Raw genomic sequence first — 20,380 nt, 5'->3', positions numbered from 1 at the left:
AAGGGACGGATAACCGGTGTCGACGCCGTTCTATGTCTCTCCTCAGCAGGCCATGGCCGACCGGGCCGAGTACGCCCGCAAGGGCATCGCGCGCGGCCGGAGCCTGGTCGTGCTGCAGTACGCCGACGGCATCGTGTTCGTCGGCGAGAACCCGTCCCGCGCACTGCACAAGTTCAGCGAGATCTACGACCGGATCGGCTTCGCCGCCGCCGGCAAGTACAACGAGTACGAGAACCTGCGCATCGGCGGTGTCCGCTACGCCGACCTGCGCGGCTACACCTACGACCGGGAGGACGTGACCGCCCGCGGCCTCGCCAACGTCTACGCGCAGACGCTGGGCACGATCTTCTCCAGCGCCGGCGAGAAGCCGTACGAGGTGGAGCTGGTCGTCGCCGAGGTCGGCGAGACGCCGGAGGGCGACCAGATCTACCGGCTGCCGCACGACGGCTCGATCGTGGACGAGCACGGCTCGGTCGCGGTCGGCGGCAACGCCGAGCTGATCAGCACCTACCTGGACCAGCGCCACCGGGACGGCATGAGCCTGGCCGAGGCGCTGAAGCTGGCCGTCCAGGCGCTGTCCCGCGAGTCGAACGGGTCGCAGCGGGAGATCCCCGCCGAGCGCCTGGAGGTCGCGGTGCTGGACCGCACGCGTCCGCAGAAGCGGAAGTTCAAGCGGATCACCGGCGGGCAGCTCTCCCGTCTGCTGGCCGAGGGCACGTCCGCCGGGACGGAAAGCGCGTCGTCGGAGTCCTCGGAGTCCGCCGGGGAGGAGTGACCTCCGCCCGCGCGTGAACGCCGGCGCCCCGGTCCGTCAAGGACCGGGGCGTCGCGCGTTCAGGAGGCCGCGGGAGGCGCTGTGGAGCCCCGGACGACCAGTTCCACCGGGATGTCCCCCCGCGCCGGTGTACGGCCCTCCAGGACCGCCAGAAGGGCCTGCATGCCGCGCTCGCCGAACAGCTCGGCGTCGAGCCGGACGGTGGTCAGCTCCGGGTCGATGGCGGTGGCCAGGGCCAGGTCGTCCAGGCCGGTGACGGAGATGTCGTCGGGAACGCGCAGGCCGAGGCGGCGGACGGCCTTGTAGGCGCCGGCGGCGAGTTTGTCGTCGTCGCAGACGATGGCGGTGGGGCGCGGGCCGGGCGCGGTGAGCGCGGCCTCGGCGGCGGCGCGGGCGCCGTCGATGGAGATCGGCGCGGGCGCGGTGCGCACGGTGGTGCCGCGGACCGCGCCGGTCCGCGCGGCGAGCTCCCGGGCCCGGATCTCGAAGGTCCAGGAGGGGACGTCGGCGGCGAGGTGCAGGAAGCGGCGGTGGCCGAGGCCGAGGAGGTGCTCGGCGACCTGGCGCACGCCGTCGGCGATGTCGAGGTTGACGGTGGCCGCGCCGAGGCTCCCCTCGGGGTCGCTGTCGAGCATGACGAGGGGCAGCTGGTCGCCGCGGATGGCGGTGAGGGCGTCGGCGGCCATGGAGGAGGCGATGACGCCGTCCAGGGCGGCCTGCGCGGAGGCGAAGGGGTCGCGGGCGGGGCCGATGCCCTCGGGGGAGGGGTAGAGCACGACGCCGAAGCCGTGGGTGGCGGCGACGCGGGCGGCGCCGGTGTAGACGCCGGCGAAGAACTCGGTGGTCAGGGCGGGGACCACCAGCAGCACCGTGCGGGTGTGGCCGAGGCGCAGGTTGCGGGCGGCCAGGTTGGGCCGGTAGCCCAGGTCCCGCGCGGCCCGGCGGACCCGCTCGGCGGTCGCCTCGGAGACCCGGCCGCGCCATTTGTCGCCCAGCACGAGCGACACGGCGGCCTGCGAGACTCCGGCGGCCTCGGCGACGTCGCGGCTCGTGGGGCGGGTGCTGGCTCGTGCCACCGTCGGGCTGCTCCTTCGTGGGGGTCGCGCCCGGGCTCGGCCTGGACGTGCGAACAGCGCACATGGTACGTATGACGGACGACGTTATACGTAAAACCTCGATGAGCCGGAAGGCGGGGGACATGGCCGCGGGATACCTGGAGATCCTCAGGGCGAAACACGCCGCCCGTCTGCTGACGGGCACCCTGGTGGGGCGGCTGCCGAACGCCACCGCCCCGATCGCGATCGTGCTGTTCGTCCGCGCGGAGGGCGGCTCGTACAGCCTGGCCGGCGCGCTGGCCGCCGTGTACGGCGTCGCCAACGCGGTCGGCCAGCCGCTGCTCGGCCGCCTGGTGGACCTGCGCGGCCAGCCGCGGGTCCAGCTGCCCGCCGCGGTGCTGTCGGCCCTGGCCATGGCCGTCTTCGCGTTCGCCGGCACCGAGCCCGCCGCCCTGTCCTACGCCGCGGTGGCCGCGGCCGGCCTGTTCACCCCGCCGCTGGAAGGCGGCCTGCGCGCGCTGTGGCCGTCCGTCCTGCGCAAGGAGGACCAGGTCCACACCGCCTACGCGATGGACGCCGTGGCCCAGGAGGTCATGTTCACCGTCGGCCCGCTCCTGGTCACCCTGTGCACCTCCCTGTGGTCCGAGCGGGCCGCGCTGCTGGTGCTCAACGTGGTCGGTGTCCTCGGCGCCCTCTCCGTGGTCGTGTCGCCGCCCTCGCGCGCGTGGCGGTCGGCTCCGCGCGAGGCCCACTGGCTCGGCGCCCTGCGCTCACCCGGCCTGATCGCCCTGCTGGTCGCGTTCCTGTTCGTCGGCGTGGCGCTCGGCTCGATCACGGTCGCGGCGGTGTCGTACGCCGACGACCACGGCGGCGACGCGGTCTACGGCTGGCTGATGGCGGCCCTGGGGCTCGGCGCGCTGGCCGGCGGCTCGGTGTACGGGGCGCGGCGCTGGGGCGGTTCTCCGGAGCGGCGGCTGCGTGTCCTCGTGGGTCTGCTGGCGGTCTGTTATCTGCCGCTGATGCTGATGCCCGGCCCGGTCGCCATGACGGCGCTCGCCGCGCTCTCCGGAGTCTTCCTGGCACCCGCCATCGCCTGCGCGTTCGTCATCGTGGACCGGCACGCGCCGGCCGGCACGGTCACCGAGGCGTTCTCCTGGCTGGTCACCACGTTCACCGTGGGTGCCTCGGTCGGAACGGGCCTGGCGGGGCCGGTCATCGAGTGGGGCGGGACGCTGTGGGGATTCGCGGTGCCGGGCGCCGCCGGCGGGGCGTCCCTGCTGGTCCTGCTGGCCACCGGGAGGGTACTCGCAGCTCCCGCGCGGACCGCGGTCGTTGCGTCTTCATCGGAAAATGATCCAAATCGTGCCGTCGAACCCCGTTTCAGTTCAGGGGATCGGGCGTAATGTTCAGTCATGGACCGCCGCATTTTCGGGCTGGAGAACGAGTACGGCGTCACGTGCACGTTCAGGGGACAGCGCCGTCTGTCGCCTGACGAGGTGGCGCGGTACCTCTTCCGCCGTGTCGTGTCATGGGGCCGCAGCAGCAATGTGTTTCTGCGCAACGGCGCCCGCCTCTATCTTGACGTGGGCTCTCATCCGGAATACGCGACACCCGAATGTGACAACGTGATCGAACTGGTCACCCACGACAAGGCCGGCGAGCGCATTCTCGAAGGACTCCTGGTGGACGCGGAACGACGCCTGCACGAGGAGGGAATCGCGGGCGACGTCTACCTCTTCAAGAACAACACCGACTCGGCGGGCAACTCCTACGGCTGCCACGAGAACTACCTGGTGGCCCGGCACGGGGAGTTCTCGCGGCTCGCGGACATCCTCATCCCGTTCCTCGTCACCCGGCAGCTGCTGTGCGGCGCGGGCAAGGTGCTGCAGACCCCGCGCGGTGCGGTGTACTGCGTGAGCCAGCGCGCCGAGCACATCTGGGAGGGCGTCTCGTCGGCGACGACCCGCTCCCGGCCGATCATCAACACCCGCGACGAGCCGCACGCGGACGCCGAGCGCTACCGCCGGCTGCACGTCATCGTGGGCGACTCCAACATGTCCGAGACGACCATGCTGCTCAAGGTCGGCGCCACCGACCTGGTGCTGCGCATGATCGAGGCGGGCACGGTGATGCGCGACCTGACCCTGGAGAACCCGATCCGGGCGATCCGCGAGGTCAGCCACGACATCACCGGCCGCCGCAAGGTGCGCCTGGCCAGCGGCCGGGAGGCCTCCGCCCTGGAGGTGCAGCGCGAGTACTACGAGAAGGCGCTGGACTTCTGCGAGCGGCGCGGCATCCGCACCGGCACCGTCGAGCGGGTGCTGGAGCTGTGGGGCCGCACCCTGGAGGCGATCGAGACCGAGGACCTGGACCGGATCGACACCGAGATCGACTGGGTCATGAAGTACAAGCTCATCGAGCGCTACCGGGCCAAGCACAACATGACCATGTCGCATCCGCGGGTCGCCCAGATAGACCTCGCCTACCACGACATCCACCGCCGTCGTGGCCTGTACTACCTGCTGGAGAAGAAGGGCCAAGCCGCCCGGATCTGCAACGACTTGAAGATCTTCGAGGGCAAGTCGGTCCCGCCGCAGACCACACGGGCCCGGCTGCGCGGCGACTTCATCCGGCGCGCGCAGGAACAGCGCCGGGACTTCACCGTCGACTGGGTGCACCTGAAGCTCAACGACCAGGCCCAGCGCACCGTGTTGTGCAAGGACCCGTTCCGTTCGGTGGACGACCGGGTGGAGAAGCTGATCGCCGGAATGTGAGCCGCGGCGTATTCCGCACTTCATGCCGGAACGCCACACGGGCGCCGTACGTTACCCGTACGGCGCCCTTCTCACGCCGTAGAGTTGCGCGCACGCCATCCACAAGATCGACCGATTACGAGGCCCCCATCGTGCGCCGACGCTCACTCATGATCGCCGTTCCCGCCGGACTCGTCACACTCGCCGGATGCGGCGACGACAAGGCCGACTCGAGCAAGGCCAGTGACAGTGCCTCGCCGACGGGCGGTGCCACGTCCGCCGCGCCCTCGCCGAAGATCGTCGACGGCCCGCTGCCGGCGATCACCGCGGGGACGAAGTTCGACGAGAAGCCGACGATCGCCAAGGGCGGCGGCGCGCCGTCGAAGGATCTCGCGGTGAAGACCGTCATCGCGGGCGGCGGCCAGCCCGTCGCCGAGGGCGACTACGTCCAGGCCCACTACCTCGGCCAGATCTGGGACACCGCGAAGGTGTTCGACAACTCCTACGACCGCAAGACGCCGCTGGTGATCCAGCTGGCCCAGGGCAGCATCATCGACGGCTGGCGCCATGCGCTGGCCGGGAAGAAGCTCGGCAGCCGGGTTGAGTTCTCGGTCCCCCCGGCCTGGGGGTACGGCGAGCAGGGCCAGCCCCAGGCGGGCATCAAGGGCACCGACACCCTGGTGTTCGTCGTGGACCTCCAGGGCACGTTCAACGCCAAGAGCTCCGCCAAGGGCAAGGAGGCCGCGCAGGACGACGCGGCCGTGCCGAAGGTTGGGACGAACACGGACGGCAAGGCGCCGTCCATCGAGATCCCGAAGAGCGACCCGCCGAAGAAGCTCGTGGCGAACTACGTCCTGGAGGGCGACGGCGCCGAGGTCGGCGCCAAGGACAGCGTCCTCGTGCAGTACAAGGGCGTGCAGTGGGACACCGGCAAGGAGTTCGACTCGACGTACGGCCGCAAGGCCCTCACCTCGTTCTCGCTCCAGCAGGTCGTCAAGGGCTGGTCCCAGGGGCTGACCGGCAAGAAGGTCGGCAGCCGCGTCGTGATCGTGATCCCGCCGGACCTGGGCTACGGCGACAACCCGCCGAGCGGCAGCGGCATCGCCAAGGGCGCGACGCTGGTGTTCACGGTGGACATCCTCGCCAAGATGTGAGCGCCGCCTCCCCGGCTCGGCGCCCGGCACGGCCTTCGCCGGAGTGGCTGGTCACGCGCCGCGCCGGGCGGGATGAAAGACTGGGCGCGTTACTTGTCGTACACACGCAGGAGTCTGAAGACGTGAGCATCGAGAAGCCCGAGATCGACTTCCCGGGCGGCGAGCCCCCGGCGGACCTGGAGATCAAGGACATCTGGGAGGGCGACGGTCCCGAGGCCAAGGCCGGTCAGACCGTCACCGTGCACTACGTGGGTGTCGCCTTCAGCACCGGCGAGGAGTTCGACGCGAGCTGGAACCGGGGCACGCCGTTCCGCTTCCCGCTGGGCGGCGGCCGGGTCATCAAGGGCTGGGACCTGGGCGTGCAGGGCATGAAGGTCGGCGGCCGCCGCCAGCTGACCATCCCCGCCCACCTCGCCTACGGCAACCAGAGCCCGACCCCGGCGATCAAGCCCGGCGAGACCCTGATCTTCGTGGTCGACCTCCTCGCGGTCTGACCGCCGGACCGGAGTCGCAAAAGATCACGAGACGTTCCGATCGTCGTCCGCACCGCGTGCGGTATCCGATCGGTTCCGATCATCCGGGGCCCATGCCTGTCCGGGCATGGGCCCTCGGCTTTTGCCCGGGCACCGCGGAGCGGTACGGTCATCGGTCGGAAGCACCATAGGGAAGGCGAAGGGCGTCGATGGCCATTGCCAAGGCCGAGCGGCTGATGAACCTCGCGCTGTGTCTGCTCGGGACGCGGCGGCCGCTCAGCAAGCGTGAGCTGCGCGAGTCCATCGAGGCGTACGTCGAGGCCTTCGGGCCGGAGAACGGTGCCACGGGGTCCGAGGACTCCTTCAACCGCATGTTCGAGCGGGACAAGGACGACCTGCGCGAGCTCGGGCTCGTCATCGAGACCGTCGAGAACCTGGACGGCGAGGTCGGCTACCTGGCCCGCCGCGACAGCAACCGCCTCCCGCCCATCACCCTCGACGCCGAGGAGGCCGCCGCCCTCGGCCTCGCCGCCAAGGTCTGGCAGCAGGCCCGGCTGGCCGGCGCGGCCAGCGGCGCCCTGCAGAAGCTGCGCGCGGCCGGACTGCCCGAGGACGTGGACCCCTACGAGGCGCACGGCGCCCTGGAGCCGCGCATCCCCGTGCACGAGGCCGCCTTCGAGCCGCTGATGCTCGCCTGCCGCGACCGCCGCCCCGTGATGTTCGAGTACCGCAAGGCGACCGCCGCCCGCCCCGAGACCCGGCACGTCGAGCCGTGGGCCCTGGAGTGCTGGCGCGGCCACTGGTACCTCGCGGGCTGGGACCGCGACCGGGGCGCCGAGCGGGTCTTCCGGCTGTCGCGGATCACCGGCAAGGTGCGCTCGCGCGGCGGCCGCTTCACCGCGCCGGTGCCCGACGTCGTCACCGTCCGCGAGACCGTCGCCGGCTGGGCGGGCGAGATCGCCGACCGCAGCGCCCGCATCCGGCTGCGCGCCGGCGCCGGGTACCCCCTGCGGGCGAAGGCCACCGCCGTGCGGGAACTCGGCGACGGCTGGGACGAGTTGGAGATTCCGTACGGGCACGGACTGGACGCCTGGCTGGTGGAGTTCGGGCCGGACGTGGTGGTCCTCGAACCCGCCGAGCTGCGCGCCGACGTGGTGGAACGGCTGCGTGCCGTCGCCAAGGGCTAAGGGGAAGCGGGACAGACAAGTGGCAGGCAAACCGGTCAGGCCCGTGAACGCCATCGACCAGACCAGACGGATGCTCTCCCTGGTGACGTACCTCAAGGAGCGCCCCGGCGCCCGGATCGAGGACGTCGCCCGGGCCTTCGGCATCACCGAGGAGGAGCTGGTCTCCGACCTCGACGTGCTGCCCATGTGCGGCACCAGCTTCCGCGGCGGCGATCTGCTCGACATCGACACCGACGGCGAGCGCATCTGGTGGCACAACCCCGCCGCGCTCGGCGCCGAGGCGGCCGAGCCGCTGCGGCTCGCCGCGGACGAGGCGACCGCGCTGCTGGTCGCCGCCCGCGCGGTGGCCACCCTGCCGGGGCTGCGCGAGAGCGACCGGCAGGCGCTGCTGCGCGCCACCGCCAAGGTGGAGACCGCGGCCGGCGAGGCGGCGGGCGCCAGCTCCCGCCTCTCGGTCACCTTCGAGTCCGAGGGCGGCGTCTTCGCCGACGTCGACCGCGCCATCTCCGAGCGCCGCCGCCTGTGGATCCGCTACTACTCGCCGGCCCGCGACGAGGTCACCGAGCGCGAGATCGACCCGATCCGGCTGGTCAGCGTCGGCCACACCTATGTGGAGGCCTGGTGCCGCCGCTCCGAGGCGCGCCGCACCTTCCGGCTCGACCGGGTCGCCGAGATCAGGATCCTCGACGAGCCGTCCGCGCCGCCCGAGATCGAACTGCGCGACCTGTCGGAGGGCCTGGTGCAGCCCGCCGCCGAGGACCCCGAGGTCATCGTGGAGGTCGGCCCGGCCGGCCGCTGGGTCGCCGAGTACTACCCGCACGACAGCGCCGAGGAGCTCGCCGACGGCGGACTGCGGATCACCCTGCGCACCCCCGACCCGGCCTCGCTGCGCCGGCTCGCGCTGCGCCTGGGCGCCGACGGCCGGATCGTCGCCCCGGCCGAGCTGGCCGAGAGCGCCCGCCGCGCCGCCCGCGAGGCACTGGCGGCGTACGAGGAGGCCGAGGCGCCGGGGGAGTACGACGACCGGACCGCGGCACCGGCGCAGGCGGAGCGGGTGCCGGGGGGCGACCACCACGGGCTGTTCGAAAGGCAGGAGCAGGGACGGTGAGCGAGTCGGCGGCCGGTGCGCCGGGTGTGTCGGTGGCCTCGGCGTTCGCCGGGATGCGCGCGGTGACCCCGGTGGTGTTCAAGGCGGGCTGCCCGGACTGCCGGGGCCGCTTCGAACTCGCCGCGAGCGCCCTGCGGCTGGCCATCGGCGCCAGCAGCCGTACGACGTTCTACTCCTTCACCTGTCCCGAGTGCGGGGCGGCCGTCCGCAAGCCGGCGGGGGAGCGGATCGTCGAACTGCTCACCGGCGGCGGGGTGCGGACCCTGCGGCTCCACTCCACCGTCTGAGACGGTCTAGGCTCGGCGTCATGTTCTGGCCGATGTTCGCGGTTGCTGTGGGTTTCCTGGGTCTCGCCGTCCTCGGCGTGCTGGCCGTACGGGTGTTCGTCGAGGCCCGGCGCCTCGGCTTGCAGGTGACGGAGTCCGCCCGCCGGATCAACCGCGCCGCCGAGGACCTGGAGCGCGCCGCCGTCAGCGCGGCCCGCTCCGCGGACGCCCTGTGAGGTGTGGGGTGCGGCCCCTGTGAGTCCTGCCGGTTGATGTGCTTTGGGCCGCTTCGCCCTGTCGACCTGACCCACCCGGCAGGTACGCTGACGGTCGCGGTCCGGAAAACGAGGCCCGGACCGCGGACCGGGAGTACGCACGGGGATTGCCGGACGTTTACCCGTGAGCGTTACGATCGCTGTCGGCCCGGACGCTCGGACACCTGTCCGACCGGTCGGACAGCCACCCATCCACCCGCCTCGGTGAGAAGGTAAAGACTTATGGGACGGCTCGGACCTACCGAGATCATTCTGATCCTCGTCGTCATCATCCTGCTGTTCGGCGCCAAGAAGCTTCCGGACATGGCCCGCTCGCTCGGCAAGTCCGCGCGCATCCTCAAGAGCGAGGCCAAGGCGATGAAGGAGGACGACAAGACCTCCGCGCCGGCCGACCCGCCGCACACCGGCAACGAGCAGCCCCCCGCTCAGCGCGTCATCCAGGCCGCCCCCGGCGACGTGTCCAGCTCCCGTCCGGTCACCGAGCCGACGGACACGACCAAGCGCTGACGCAGGGCCGGTGACTCCCGGTCCGCCGCACGAGATGGGAACGTGGGTTGCTGAAGTCTGCCCGCAAGAAGGAGAAGGATCCCGAGGGGCGGATGCCCCTCGCGGAGCACCTCCGTGAGCTACGCAACCGGCTCGCGAAGGCGTTGCTGGCGATCGTCGCGGTCACGGTCGTCGCCGCCTTCTTCTACAACGACATCATCAACTTCTTCACCGAGCCGATCCTGAAGTCGGTCGGCTGCAAGCAGACCTTCGAGGAACTGGCGAAGGCCGGCGACAACGCCGATCCGTGCGCGAACATCACGATCAACGGTCTGCTCACACCGTTCACGCTCGCGCTGAAGGTCTCCCTGATGGCCGGTGTCGTCCTGGCCGCGCCGGTGTGGCTCTACCAACTGTGGGCGTTCGTCGCGCCCGGTCTGCACCGGCACGAGAAGAAGTACGCGTACGTCTTCGTCGGCACGGGCTTCCCGCTTTTCCTCGGCGGCGCCTTCTTCGCCTACAAGCTGCTGCCCACCACCGCCCAGGTGCTGATCGAGTTCACGCCCATCGACGTGGACAACCTGCTTCCCCTGGACGACCTGCTGGACCTCGTGACCCGCATGGTCGTCGTCTTCGGCCTCTCCTTCGAGCTGCCGCTGCTGCTGATCATGCTCAACCTGACCGGCGCCATCTCCGGCAAGCGGATGGCGGGCTGGTGGCGCGGCATGATCATGGGCATCACGGTCTTCGCCGCCGTCGCCACGCCCAGCACCGACCCGGTGTCCATGCTGGGACTCGCCGGACCGATCTGGGTGCTGTACTTCGTGGCGGTGGCCTTCTCCCTCGTCAACGACGCCCGCCGGCGGCGCCGCGAGGCCCTGGGCCCGGCCGACGACGAGGCCTCCGAGCTGGATCTGACCCCGGAGGACATCGGCGAGGTCGAACCCGTGGCGACCGCCCCCGCGCTGCCCGAGCAGGCCACCAGGGACCGGGTCAACGGTTATGACGACGTGACCTGAGGACCGGGGCACAGCTCGTAGGGTCACTGGCGTGACCAGCGAGATCACCCTCCTCGTCAACCCCACCGCGGGCCGCGGCCGGGGCGCCGGTGCGGCGCGGCCGGCCGCTTCCGCGCTGCGGGCGGCCGGATTCTCGGTGCGGACGGTCCTCGGCACGGACGCCGGGGACGCCCTCGCCCGCGCGCGTGCCGCCGTCGCGGACGGCACCGGCGCGCTGATCGCCGTCGGCGGGGACGGCATGGCGGGCCTGGCGCTCCAGGCCGTCGCCGGCACCCGCGTCCCGCTCGGCCTGGTCGCCGTCGGCACCGGCAACGACTTCGCCCGCGCGCTCGGACTGCCCGTGCGCGACCCGGCCGCCGCGGCTCGGCTGATCGCCGGCGCCCTCAAGGGCTCCCGGCTGGACGACATCGACCTCGGCCGGGTGGGGAACCGCTGGTTCGGGACCGTACTGGCCTCCGGCTTCGACTCCCGGGTCAACGACCGGGGCAACCGGATGCGCCGGCCCGCCGGGCGCCTGAAGTACGACCTGGCGATGCTCGCCGAGCTGGCCGCGTTCCGGCCCTTCCCCTACCGGATCACCCTGGACGACGGCGCGGTACGGGAGGTCGAGGCGACGCTGGTGGCGGTCGGGAACGGGTCGTCGTACGGCGGCGGGATGCGGATCTGTCCCGGCGCCGACCTCACCGACGGGCTGTTCGACATCACCGTGGTCGGGGACTGCTCGCGGCGGACCCTGCTGCGGGTGTTCCCGAGCGTGTACCGGGGCGGGCACGTCGACCATCCCAAGGTCACCGTGCACCGGGCGGCGAAGATCGAGATCGCCGCCGCGGGCATCACCGGGTACGCCGACGGAGAGCCCCTCGGACCGCTGCCGCTGACCGCGCGCTGCGTGCCCGCCGCGGTCCGGGTGATACGCCCCTGAGCTGGTTCTATCGCCGGATTCACCGGCCCGGATCCGGAGAATGATCGTCCTGTTGTCAGTGCGGCCCGGTACGCTCGAAAGCACGATGACACAGGACCTCTCACCGGCCGAGCGGTACGCGGCAGCCCGCAGGCGGGCAGCCGAGCAGGCCACCGCGCTCGCGTCCTTCCGCGAGATGTACGACTTCGGCCTCGACGCCTTCCAGATCGAGGCCTGCCAGGCGCTGGAGGCGGGGAAGGGCGTGCTGGTGGCGGCGCCCACCGGCTCCGGCAAGACGATCGTGGGCGAGTTCGCCGTCCACCTCGCCCTCCGGCAGGGCAAGAAGTGCTTCTACACGACCCCCATCAAGGCGCTGTCGAACCAGAAGTACAACGACCTGTGCCGCCGCTACGGCACCGAGAAGGTCGGCCTGCTCACCGGCGACAACAGCGTCAACTCCGACGCCCCGGTGGTCGTGATGACCACCGAGGTGCTGCGGAACATGCTGTACGCCGGCTCGCAGACCCTGCTGGGCCTCGGCTATGTGGTCATGGACGAGGTGCACTACCTCTCCGACCGCTTCCGCGGCGCCGTCTGGGAAGAGGTGATCATCCACCTGCCCGAGTCCGTGACGCTGGTGTCGCTGTCGGCGACCGTGTCCAACGCCGAGGAGTTCGGCGACTGGCTGGACACCGTGCGCGGCGACACCGAGGTGATCGTCTCCGAGCACCGTCCCGTGCCGCTGTTCCAGCACGTGCTCGCCGGGCGCCGGATGTACGACCTGTTCGAGGAGGGTGAGGGCCACAAGAAGGCCGTCAACCCCGACCTCACCCGCATGGCGCGGATGGAGGCCACCCGGCCGTCGTACCCGGACCGCCGGCGCGGCCGGGCGATGCGCGAGGCCGACCGGGAGCGCGAGCGCCGCCAGCGCTCGCGGATCTGGACGCCGAGCCGCCCCGAGGTCATCGAGCGGCTGGACGCCGAGGGCCTGCTTCCGGCCATCACCTTCATCTTCAGCCGCGCCGCCTGCGAGGCCGCCGTCCAGCAGTGCCTGTACGCGGGGCTGCGGCTGAACGACGAGGAGGCGCGCCACCGGGTGCGGGCGCTCGTCGAGGAGCGCACCGCCTCCATCCCGCGCGAGGACCTGCACGTCCTCGGGTACTACGAGTGGCTGGAGGGCCTGGAGCGCGGTATCGCCGCCCACCACGCGGGCATGCTGCCGACCTTCAAGGAGGTCGTCGAGGAGCTGTTCGTCCGCGGTCTGGTCAAGGCCGTCTTCGCCACCGAGACGCTGGCGCTGGGCATCAACATGCCCGCCCGGTCGGTGGTCCTGGAGAAGCTCGTCAAGTGGAACGGCGAGCAGCACGCCGACATCACCCCCGGCGAGTACACCCAGCTGACCGGCCGGGCCGGCCGCCGCGGCATCGACGTCGAGGGCCACGCGGTGGTGCTCTGGCAGCGCGGGATGAGCCCCGAGCACCTGGCCGGACTCGCGGGCACCCGCACGTATCCGCTGCGCTCCAGCTTCAAGCCGTCGTACAACATGGCGGTCAACCTGGTCGAGCAGTTCGGGCGGCACCGCTCGCGCGAGCTGCTGGAGACCTCGTTCGCCCAGTTCCAGGCGGACAAGTCGGTCGTCGGCATCTCCCGCCAGGTGCAGCGCAACGAGGAGGGCCTGGAGGGCTACAAGGCCTCCATGACCTGCCACCTCGGCGACTTCGAGGAGTACGCGCGGCTGCGCCGGGAGCTGAAGGACCGCGAGACCGAGCTGGCCCGGCAGGGCGCCGCCCAGCGGCGCGCCGAGGCCGCGGTCGCGCTGGAACGGCTCAAGCCCGGTGACGTCATCCACGTCCCGACCGGCAAGTACGCCGGGCTGGCGCTGGTGCTGGACCCGGGCCTGCCCGCCGGACGCTCCAACGGCCACCGCGGCTTCGACCACTACGACGGGCCGCGCCCGCTGGTGCTCACCGCCGAGCGGCAGGTCAAGCGGCTCGCGGCGATCGACTTCCCGGTGCCGGTCGAGCCGCTGGAGCGGATGCGGATCCCGAAGTCCTTCAACCCGCGCTCGCCGCAGTCCCGGCGCGACCTGGCGTCGGCGCTGCGCACCAAGGCCGGGCACATCGAGCCGGAGCGGCACCGGGGGCGCCGCTCCCAGGCCGCCGACGACCGGGAGATCGCCCGGCTGCGGGCGGCCCTGCGGGCGCATCCGTGCCACGGGTGCAGCGACCGCGAGGACCACGCCCGCTGGGCGGAGCGTTACCACCGGCTGCTGCGGGACACCAAGCAGCTGGAGCGCCGCATCGAGGGCCGGACAAACACCATCGCGCGGACCTTCGACCGGATCGTGGCGCTGCTGACCGAGCTGGACTACCTGCGCGACGACGAGGTCACCGCGCACGGCAAGCGGCTCGCCCGGCTCTACGGCGAGCTGGACCTGCTGGCCAGCGAGTGCCTGCGGGCCGGGGTCTGGGAAGGCCTCGCGCCGGCCGAACTCGCCGCGTGCGTCTCGGCGTTGGTGTACGAGGCGCGGGTCGGCGACGACGCGCTCGCGCCGAAGCTGCCGTCCGGCAAGGCGAAGGCCGCGCTGGGGGAGATGGTGCGGATCTGGGGACGGCTGGACGCCCTGGAGGAGGAGTACCGCATCAGTCAGACCGAGGGCGTCGGGCAGCGCGAGCCCGATCTCGGCTTCGCCTGGGCCGCGTACATGTGGGCCTCCGGGAAGGGTCTCGACGAGGTGCTGCGCGAGGCGGAGATGCCGGCGGGCGACTTCGTGCGGTGGTGCAAGCAGGTGATCGACGTGCTGGGGCAGATCCAGGCGGCGGCTCCCGCGGAGGGCTCCACCGTGCCGAAGGCCGCGCGCAAGGCGGTCGAGGGGTTGCTGCGGGGCGTCGTCGCCTACTCGTCCGTGGGGTAGTCCGCCGCGGGGTAGTCCGCCGTGGGCGGGTGCGGGTGCGTCCTGGCCGGTCGCGGTTCCCCGCGCCCCTTGAGTGAGTCGTCGTTCCGTCACGTGAGCCGTTCACCCGCTGGGTGGGCGGCTTTCGTGTGCCCGTTCGCCGTTACCACACGTATGCGAATGAACTCGGGCTGTGCAAATGGAGTCGAGCGTACCCCGTGTCCGCAGCCCGCTTCAGGCGGTTGCTGAATATGACACGCCGATGATCCGGTCGGACTAAGCTCGCCCGCAGCGCACCGAGTTGCGCTGATTCGTGCGTCTGTTCCCTTTTGTCGTTTATACCCCAACGTTTCCATGACTCTTCCCCCCGCAACCTCGCCCGACACCCAGTCGATTCGTTTCAGAGGGCCCACATGGTGAGTGTTCAAACCCGTCCGCGCCGTGAACATCCCTACGCGCGCGTGCTGTTGCCGCCGGCCATAGTGATGGCGGCGGCGACCGGAGCCGCCGTCGCCGTGGTCGCGCCCGCGGCCCGGCTCGCGGTCGGACTGTGCGGCGGCATCGCCACGCTGCTGGTCGTGCTGACGGCGGCCGAGGCGGCCCGGCGCGGCCGGGCACTGCGCCGCCAGCAGGCCGACCACGCCCGGCGCACCGCCCTGCTGGAGCAGCGCCTGGCCGAACAGGACCTGCTGGTCGACCGGTTGACCAAGGACGTGCTGCCCCGGGCGGTCAAGTGGCTGCGCAAGGGCATGCGGACCCATGAGGCGGTCGCCCGCCTGGAGCAGTTCGAGCCGGGCTTCCGCGACCTGCGCAAACCGCAGGCCGACCTGCTGTACCGGGTGCTGGACACGGTCGAGAGCGAAGTGACCCGGCGCCAGGGCGCGCAGCAGTCCTTCGTGCACGTCGCCCAGCGCGTCCAGGCCATCGTCCACCAGCAGGCCAAGGAACTGCGCGAGATGGAGGAGGACCACGGCACCAACCACGAGGTCTTCCAGGACCTGCTGCGCATCGACCACGGCAACGCCCTGATCGGCCGCCTCGCCGACTCGGTCTCCGTCCTCGGCGGCGGCCGGCCCGGACGCCAGTGGCCGCAGCCGGTCGCGCTCTACAGCGTGCTGCGCGGTGCCATGTCCCGCATCCTCGAGTACCGGCGCATCGAGCTGAAGTCGATCGCCCGGGTCAACATCCGGGGCGTCTCCGTCGAGCCGGTCATCCACGCCCTCGCCGAACTCCTCGACAACGCCACCCGCTACTCGCCGCCGACCACCAAGGTGCACGTCACCGCGCACGAGGTGCAGTACGGCGTGGCCATCGAGATCGAGGACTGCGGCCCGCCGCTCAACGAGGAGTCCCGCGGCCGCCTCGAGGACCTGCTGGCCATGGCCATGGAGGGCTCCGACCTGGAGGTCATCGAGGACCTGCCGCGGGTGGGCTTCGCCGTCGTCGGCCGTCTGTGCACGGAGTACGACATGCAGATCTCCCTGCGCTCATCGGCGTACGGAGGCCTGCGGGCCGTGCTGGTGCTGCCGCGGATCATGATGACCGACCAGCCCGGTGTGTTCGGCCTCGTGCCGCACGGCATCGGCGCCCAGTCCATCGCCCCGCGTCCGCCGGACGCCCTCGAAGGCCCCCAGCGCAAGCCGAAGATCCGCCGCCCCACCAACCCGCGCATCCCGGCCGGGGTGTCCCTCGAGGACGACATCCCCGTCGTCACCGAGTGGACCGAGAACGGGCTGCCGCAGCGCCGCAGCCGGGTGAAGACCTCGTTCAGCCAGCGGATCGCCGAGGAGGCGGCCTGGGACCAGGCCGTCAAGGAAGCCGCCGAGCGGGCCGCCGCCCAGGAGATCAAGGACAACCCGTGGGCACCCCTGCACCCCGAGCCCGAGCCGGAGCCGGAGCCGGAACCCGAACCGGAGCCGGAGAAGGAACGGCCCCTGCCCGGCATGTGGGTCGAGGCCTTCTACGAGGGGCTGAAGAAGGACAACCCGGGTGACCCGACCGCCTTCACCGTCAACCCGGCCGCCTACCAGCACCTGCTCAAGGAAAACCAGCACCGACCGGCCGACGCCGACGCCGGCGTCGAGGCCGACGCCGACACCGAGGACAAGGGGGACCTCACGTGATCCAGCAGCAAGGAAACATCGACTGGATGCTCCGCGACCTCGTCGACGGGACGCTCGGCATCGAGATGATCGTGGTGCTGTCGGCGGACGGCCTGCGCATCGCGCGCTACGGCGGCGACCCCGACGCCGCCGACCGGGTCGCCGCGGCCTGCGCCGGCATGCAGAGCCTCGCCCACGCCATCACCGGCGAGATCCACGCCAGCGAGAAGGGCGAGATGCGGCTGCTGCTGATGGAGGTCGACGGCGGCTACTTCTATCTGATGAACGCCGGCCCCAACGCCTACATCGCCGTGCTCTCCGACGTCCGCACCGAACCGGGGCTGATGAGCGGCCGGATGCGGGACCTGATCGTGCGCCTCGGCACCCACCTCACCAGTCCGCCCCGGCGGAACGGGCGGAGCGTATGACTCCTCCGCGACGCCAGAGGCGCACCCCCCGGCAGGAACCGCAGCCCGCACCCCCGCAGGAGAACGAGGGCAAGCACCCCGAACGGCTCTATCTGATCGGCGAGGGCGACGGCGGACCCGCCGACATCGATCTGGTCACGTTGATCGTGGCGCGCACCGACGACCCCAGCTCGCTGCCGCCCGAACAGGCCGCGGTGGTCCGGCTGTGCGAGTCCCCGCTCTCCGGGGCGGAGCTGTCGGCCTACCTCCAGCTGCCGTTCAGCGTGGTCTCCGCGCTGCTGGCCGACCTGCTGTCGGCCGGGCTGGTGCAGGCGCGGGCCCCGATCGTCCGCCAGGCGCTTCCCGACCGTTCCCTCCTCGAAGCGGTGATGCATGGACTTCAAAAGCTCTGACACCATCCCGGGCCCGCGCGCGGAGGACCAGCTGCCGCACACGGCACAGGCCGCGGTGAAGATCGTGATCGTGGGCGGGTTCGGCGTCGGCAAGACCACCATGGTCGGTTCGGTCAGCGAGATCCGGCCGCTGACCACCGAGGAGACCATGACCCAGGCCGGTATCGGGGTCGACGACAACTTCGGCTCCGACACCAAGACCGCCACCACCGTGGCGATGGACTTCGGCCGGATCAGCATCTCCGACAAGCTGGTGCTGTACCTGTTCGGCACCCCCGGCCAGGAGCGGTTCTGGTTCCTGTGGAACGGCCTGTTCGAGGGTGCGCTCGGCGCGGTCGTCCTCGTCGACACCCGGCGCCTGCAGGTCAGCTTCGATGTGATGGGGCGCCTGGAGGAGCGGGGCGTGCCGTTCGTGGTGGCCGTCAACACGTTCCCCGACGCGCCCCGTTACCCCGTCGAGCAGCTGCGCACCGCCCTCGACCTGGAGCCGGAGATCCCGATCATCGAGTGCGACGCCCGCCGCCGCGCCTCCAGCCGTGACGTCCTCATGACGCTGATGCGCTTCCTGCACAACCTCGCCCTGACCGGCCGGCTCAAGTGACGACCGGCCCAAGACGCCTGGAAAGCGACCCACCGTGACGTCTGACATCCCCACCACCACCGGCACGGACGGCCTCCCGCCCGCCCCGCCCCCCGGCTGTCCCGCGCACGCACTCCAGTCCGGCGGGCTGCGCCGGCTGTACGGACCCCAGCCGCTGGACCTGCGCTCCCTGTACGAGGAACTGCGCGCCGAGCACGGCCCGGTGGCGCCCGCGCTGCTCCACGACGACGTACCGATCTGGGTGGTCCTCGGTCACGCGGAGAATCTGCGGATGGTGAACACGCCCGCGGTGTTCAGCCGCGACAGCCGGATCTGGACCCCGCTCCTGGACGGCCGGGTCAAGCCCGACCACCCGCTGATGCCGCACATCGCCTGGCAGCCCGTCTGCTCCCACGCGGAGGGCGACGAGCACCGCAGGCTGCGCTCCGCGGTCACCAGCGCCATGGCACCCATCAACCACCGCATCATGCGCCGGTCCATCTACCGCCGCGCCCAGGCACTGGTCAACGAGTTCTGCGAGCGCGGCGAGGCGGACCTGGTCCACCAGTACTCCGAGCATCTGCCGATGGCGGTGATGTGCGACCTGCTGGGCATGCCGGAGGAGTACAACCACCGGATCGTGCACTGCGCCCGCGACATGCTCAAGGGCACCGAGACCGCCATCGCGAGCAACGCGTACATCCAGGAGGCCCTGGCCCGGCTCACCGCGCGCCGGCGCGCCGAGCCCGCCCAGGACATCGCCGGGCTGCTCGTCACCCACGAGGCCGGGCTGACCGACGAGGAGATCCGCGAGCACCTGCGGGTGGTGCTGATCGCCGCGTACGAGGCGACGGCGAACCTGCTCGCCAACGCGCTGCGCATGGTCCTCACCCACCCGGGCTTCCGGGCCCAGCTGAACGGCGGCCAGATGACCGTGGCGCAGGCGGTCGAGCAGTCCCTGTGGGACGAGCCGCCGTTCAGCACGGTGTTCGCCTACTTCGCCAAGCAGGACACCGAGCTGGGCGGGCGGCAGATCCGCAGGGGCGACGGACTGCTGTTCGCGCCCGCGCCGGGCAACATCGACCCGCGGATCCGGCCGGACCTGAAGGCCAGCATGATGGGCAACCGGTCGCACCTCGCCTTCGGCGGCGGACCGCACGAGTGCCCCGGCCAGAACATCGGCCGGGTCATCGCCGACGTCGGGGTGGACGCGGTGCTGCGGCGGCTGCCGGACGTACAGCTCGACTGCGAGGAGGATGAGCTGGAGTGGCGGGAGTCCATCGCCTCCCGCCATCTGGTCGAACTGCCGGTGCGGTTCGTGCCCAGGCCGCAGCAGGACATCGACCAGATGCCGAGCCACACCCCGAACCCGCCGAGGGGCTCGGTCTGGGACCCGCTCCCCGCGGAGCTGGAGGTGCCCCCGGCAAAGGTGCCCTCCCAGGAGACGCCTCCGGCGGAGCTGCCTCCCGCGGAGCCGGCCGCCGCCGTCGCGGAGCCCGAACACGAGCCCGAGGCGGACCCGGAGCCCGGGTCGGGCACCCTGCAGCGCTTCCTGCGCTGGTGGCGCGGCTACTGACCGGGCCAGGCGGCGAGCGTCCGCGTACTGCGGAAGCGGTGCGCCGCCCCCGTCACCGGATCGGTGAACTCCAGCTCCCGCGCAAGCAGTTGCAGCGGGTCGCGGAAGTCGCCGGGCGCGGCGGGGGCGGTCACCTCCGGGTAGAGCGGATCGCCGAGGATCGGCACCCCCAGCCCGTTCATGTGCACCCGCAGCTGGTGGGTCTGCCCGGTGGCGGGCACCAGCCGGTACCGGCCGAGGCCGTCCCGGTGTTCGATCAGCTCGATCCGGCTGACCGCGTTCGGCTCGCCCGGCACCTCGACGGCGGTCAGCGAGCCGCGCTCCTTCACGATCCGGCTGCGCACGGTCCGGGGCAGGGCGAGCGCCGGATCGTACGGCGCCACCGCCTCGTACTCCTTGCGCACCAGGCGGTCCCGGAACAGCGTCTGGTACGCGCCGCGCTCCTCGGGCCGCACGGTGAACAGCACCAGTCCGGCGGTGAGCCGGTCCAGCCGGTGCGCGGCGCTGAGCGTGGGCACGCCCAGCTCACGGCGGAGCCGGGCGAGCGCGGTCTCGGCGACATGGCTGCCGCGCGGGGTGGTGGCCAGGAAGTGCGGCTTGTCGACGACGACGATGTGCTCGTCGCGGTGCACGATCCGCAGCGGGAACGGCACCGGGACCTCATCGGGCAGCTCCCGGTGGAACCACACGAACATCCCCGGCACATACGGCGCGTCCGCCGCCACCGCCGTGCCGTCCGCCCCGACGATCTTCCCCGCGTCGAACATCTCGTCGACCACGCCGGGGCCCGCGCCCGACAGCCGCTCCACCAGATGCTCCCGGACGGTGTCCCACGCCCCGTCCACGGGCAGCCGCACCCGCACCGGATCGACCCCGCGGCACTGGGGCAGCGGCGCCGCCGGAACACGACTTCTGCGTCTCATCGCCGTCCAGCGTAAGCGGGTCCGCGAGACAGGG

Annotated in this window: 20 protein-coding genes; 18 read left to right on the top strand and 2 right to left on the bottom strand. The window is 71.7% G+C overall.

Translation table 11 applies throughout. The features are described from left to right. Window positions 1-16 precede the first annotated feature (16 nt). Window positions 17-775 (top strand): proteasome subunit alpha, encoded by a 759-nt coding sequence (gene prcA / locus G7Z13_RS06620; RefSeq protein ID WP_165996946.1) that lies wholly within the window; start codon window positions 17-19, stop codon window positions 773-775. A 59-nt stretch (window positions 776-834) separates the two neighbouring features. Here the strand turns inward: prcA and G7Z13_RS06615 are convergent, their stop codons facing one another. Further along, entirely contained in the window at window positions 835-1,851 is a 1,017-nt protein-coding gene (locus tag G7Z13_RS06615; RefSeq protein ID WP_165996944.1) for a LacI family DNA-binding transcriptional regulator, read from the bottom strand. A gap of 122 nt (window positions 1,852-1,973) precedes the next feature. Between G7Z13_RS06615 and G7Z13_RS06610 the strand changes: the two genes are divergently transcribed. From G7Z13_RS06610 to G7Z13_RS06530, 17 genes are all read left to right on the top strand, one after another. Continuing rightward, entirely contained in the window at window positions 1,974-3,233 is a 1,260-nt protein-coding gene (locus tag G7Z13_RS06610; RefSeq protein ID WP_165996942.1) for an MFS transporter, read from the top strand. Window positions 3,234-3,242: 9 nt separating this feature from the next. Next, window positions 3,243-4,604, top strand: coding sequence for a Pup--protein ligase (gene pafA / locus G7Z13_RS06605; protein ID WP_165996941.1), 1,362 nt, complete (start codon window positions 3,243-3,245; stop codon window positions 4,602-4,604). A gap of 131 nt (window positions 4,605-4,735) precedes the next feature. Then, window positions 4,736-5,737 (top strand): FKBP-type peptidyl-prolyl cis-trans isomerase, encoded by a 1,002-nt coding sequence (locus tag G7Z13_RS06600; RefSeq protein WP_165996938.1) that lies wholly within the window; start codon window positions 4,736-4,738, stop codon window positions 5,735-5,737. Between the two features lie 122 nt (window positions 5,738-5,859). Beyond that, window positions 5,860-6,231: an FKBP-type peptidyl-prolyl cis-trans isomerase gene (locus G7Z13_RS06595; protein ID WP_165996936.1), complete on the top strand. Its 372-nt coding sequence runs from the start codon at window positions 5,860-5,862 to the stop codon at window positions 6,229-6,231. Window positions 6,232-6,419: 188 nt separating this feature from the next. Then, complete coding sequence (locus tag G7Z13_RS06590; RefSeq protein ID WP_165996934.1) at window positions 6,420-7,397, top strand: WYL domain-containing protein; 978 nt, start codon at window positions 6,420-6,422, stop codon at window positions 7,395-7,397. Window positions 7,398-7,416: 19 nt separating this feature from the next. Beyond that, a complete protein-coding gene (locus G7Z13_RS06585) occupies window positions 7,417-8,505 on the top strand; it encodes a WYL domain-containing protein (RefSeq protein WP_240926135.1) in 1,089 nt (362 codons plus the stop codon). Next, window positions 8,502-8,792 carry a hypothetical protein gene (locus G7Z13_RS06580; protein ID WP_165996933.1) on the top strand — a complete coding sequence of 97 codons (291 nt, stop codon included), beginning with the start codon at window positions 8,502-8,504 and terminating at the stop codon, window positions 8,790-8,792. Before G7Z13_RS06585 ends, G7Z13_RS06580 begins: the two co-directional genes overlap by 4 nt. 20 nt (window positions 8,793-8,812) lie before the next feature. Then, entirely contained in the window at window positions 8,813-9,007 is a 195-nt protein-coding gene (locus G7Z13_RS06575; RefSeq protein ID WP_165996931.1) for a hypothetical protein, read from the top strand. 261 nt (window positions 9,008-9,268) lie between these two features. Beyond that, window positions 9,269-9,553, top strand: coding sequence for a Sec-independent protein translocase subunit TatA (gene tatA, locus G7Z13_RS06570; protein WP_165996929.1), 285 nt, complete (start codon window positions 9,269-9,271; stop codon window positions 9,551-9,553). A gap of 47 nt (window positions 9,554-9,600) precedes the next feature. Further along, window positions 9,601-10,551 carry a twin-arginine translocase subunit TatC gene (tatC, locus tag G7Z13_RS06565; RefSeq protein WP_165996927.1) on the top strand — a complete coding sequence of 317 codons (951 nt, stop codon included), beginning with the start codon at window positions 9,601-9,603 and terminating at the stop codon, window positions 10,549-10,551. 31 nt (window positions 10,552-10,582) lie between these two features. Next, complete coding sequence (locus tag G7Z13_RS06560; protein ID WP_165996925.1) at window positions 10,583-11,473, top strand: diacylglycerol kinase; 891 nt, start codon at window positions 10,583-10,585, stop codon at window positions 11,471-11,473. A 40-nt stretch (window positions 11,474-11,513) separates the two neighbouring features. Next, on the top strand, window positions 11,514-14,366 hold the full coding sequence (locus G7Z13_RS06555; RefSeq protein WP_165996923.1) for a DEAD/DEAH box helicase: 2,853 nt from the start codon (window positions 11,514-11,516) through the stop codon (window positions 14,364-14,366). 392 nt (window positions 14,367-14,758) lie between these two features. After that, complete coding sequence (locus G7Z13_RS06550; RefSeq protein WP_206313013.1) at window positions 14,759-16,468, top strand: ATP-binding protein; 1,710 nt, start codon at window positions 14,759-14,761, stop codon at window positions 16,466-16,468. Further along, window positions 16,465-16,875 carry a roadblock/LC7 domain-containing protein gene (locus G7Z13_RS06545; protein WP_165996920.1) on the top strand — a complete coding sequence of 137 codons (411 nt, stop codon included), beginning with the start codon at window positions 16,465-16,467 and terminating at the stop codon, window positions 16,873-16,875. The genes G7Z13_RS06550 and G7Z13_RS06545 overlap by 4 nt, the downstream gene beginning before the upstream one ends. Then, complete coding sequence (locus G7Z13_RS06540; protein WP_165996918.1) at window positions 16,872-17,267, top strand: DUF742 domain-containing protein; 396 nt, start codon at window positions 16,872-16,874, stop codon at window positions 17,265-17,267. The genes G7Z13_RS06545 and G7Z13_RS06540 overlap by 4 nt, the downstream gene beginning before the upstream one ends. Continuing rightward, a complete protein-coding gene (locus tag G7Z13_RS06535) occupies window positions 17,248-17,868 on the top strand; it encodes an ATP/GTP-binding protein (RefSeq protein ID WP_165996916.1) in 621 nt (206 codons plus the stop codon). The genes G7Z13_RS06540 and G7Z13_RS06535 overlap by 20 nt, the downstream gene beginning before the upstream one ends. 34 nt (window positions 17,869-17,902) lie before the next feature. Then, a complete protein-coding gene (locus G7Z13_RS06530; protein ID WP_240926134.1) occupies window positions 17,903-19,423 on the top strand; it encodes a cytochrome P450 in 1,521 nt (506 codons plus the stop codon). On the opposite strand, the gene G7Z13_RS06525 is transcribed toward G7Z13_RS06530, so the two are convergent. Beyond that, complete coding sequence (locus tag G7Z13_RS06525) at window positions 19,417-20,346, bottom strand: RluA family pseudouridine synthase (RefSeq protein ID WP_165996915.1); 930 nt, start codon at window positions 20,344-20,346, stop codon at window positions 19,417-19,419. The two genes, G7Z13_RS06530 and G7Z13_RS06525, sit on opposite strands and share 7 nt — an antisense overlap. Window positions 20,347-20,380 lie beyond the last annotated feature (34 nt).

The organism is Streptomyces sp. JB150 (assembly GCF_011193355.1).
Taxonomy (GTDB): domain Bacteria; phylum Actinomycetota; class Actinomycetes; order Streptomycetales; family Streptomycetaceae; genus Streptomyces.
Note: the sequence above shows the minus strand (reverse complement) of the source record. Positions and strands in the feature narration are given on the sequence as shown.

Bases quoted from the DNA above. Each gene is read 5' to 3' on its own strand.
- G7Z13_RS06590 (WP_165996934.1), top strand. From the start codon at position 6,420: ATGGCCATTGCCAAGGCCGAGCGGCTGATGAACCTCGCGCTGTGTCTG.
- tatA (WP_165996929.1), top strand. From the start codon at position 9,269: ATGGGACGGCTCGGACCTACCGAGATCATTCTGATCCTCGTCGTCATC.
- G7Z13_RS06575 (WP_165996931.1), top strand. From the start codon at position 8,813: ATGTTCTGGCCGATGTTCGCGGTTGCTGTGGGTTTCCTGGGTCTCGCC.
- pafA (WP_165996941.1), top strand. From the start codon at position 3,243: ATGGACCGCCGCATTTTCGGGCTGGAGAACGAGTACGGCGTCACGTGC.
- G7Z13_RS06535 (WP_165996916.1), top strand. From the start codon at position 17,248: ATGGACTTCAAAAGCTCTGACACCATCCCGGGCCCGCGCGCGGAGGAC.
- G7Z13_RS06610 (WP_165996942.1), top strand. From the start codon at position 1,974: ATGGCCGCGGGATACCTGGAGATCCTCAGGGCGAAACACGCCGCCCGT.
- G7Z13_RS06525 (WP_165996915.1), bottom strand. From the start codon at position 20,346: ATGAGACGCAGAAGTCGTGTTCCGGCGGCGCCGCTGCCCCAGTGCCGC.
- G7Z13_RS06555 (WP_165996923.1), top strand. From the start codon at position 11,514: ATGATCGTCCTGTTGTCAGTGCGGCCCGGTACGCTCGAAAGCACGATG.
- G7Z13_RS06550 (WP_206313013.1), top strand. From the start codon at position 14,759: ATGGTGAGTGTTCAAACCCGTCCGCGCCGTGAACATCCCTACGCGCGC.
- G7Z13_RS06540 (WP_165996918.1), top strand. From the start codon at position 16,872: ATGACTCCTCCGCGACGCCAGAGGCGCACCCCCCGGCAGGAACCGCAG.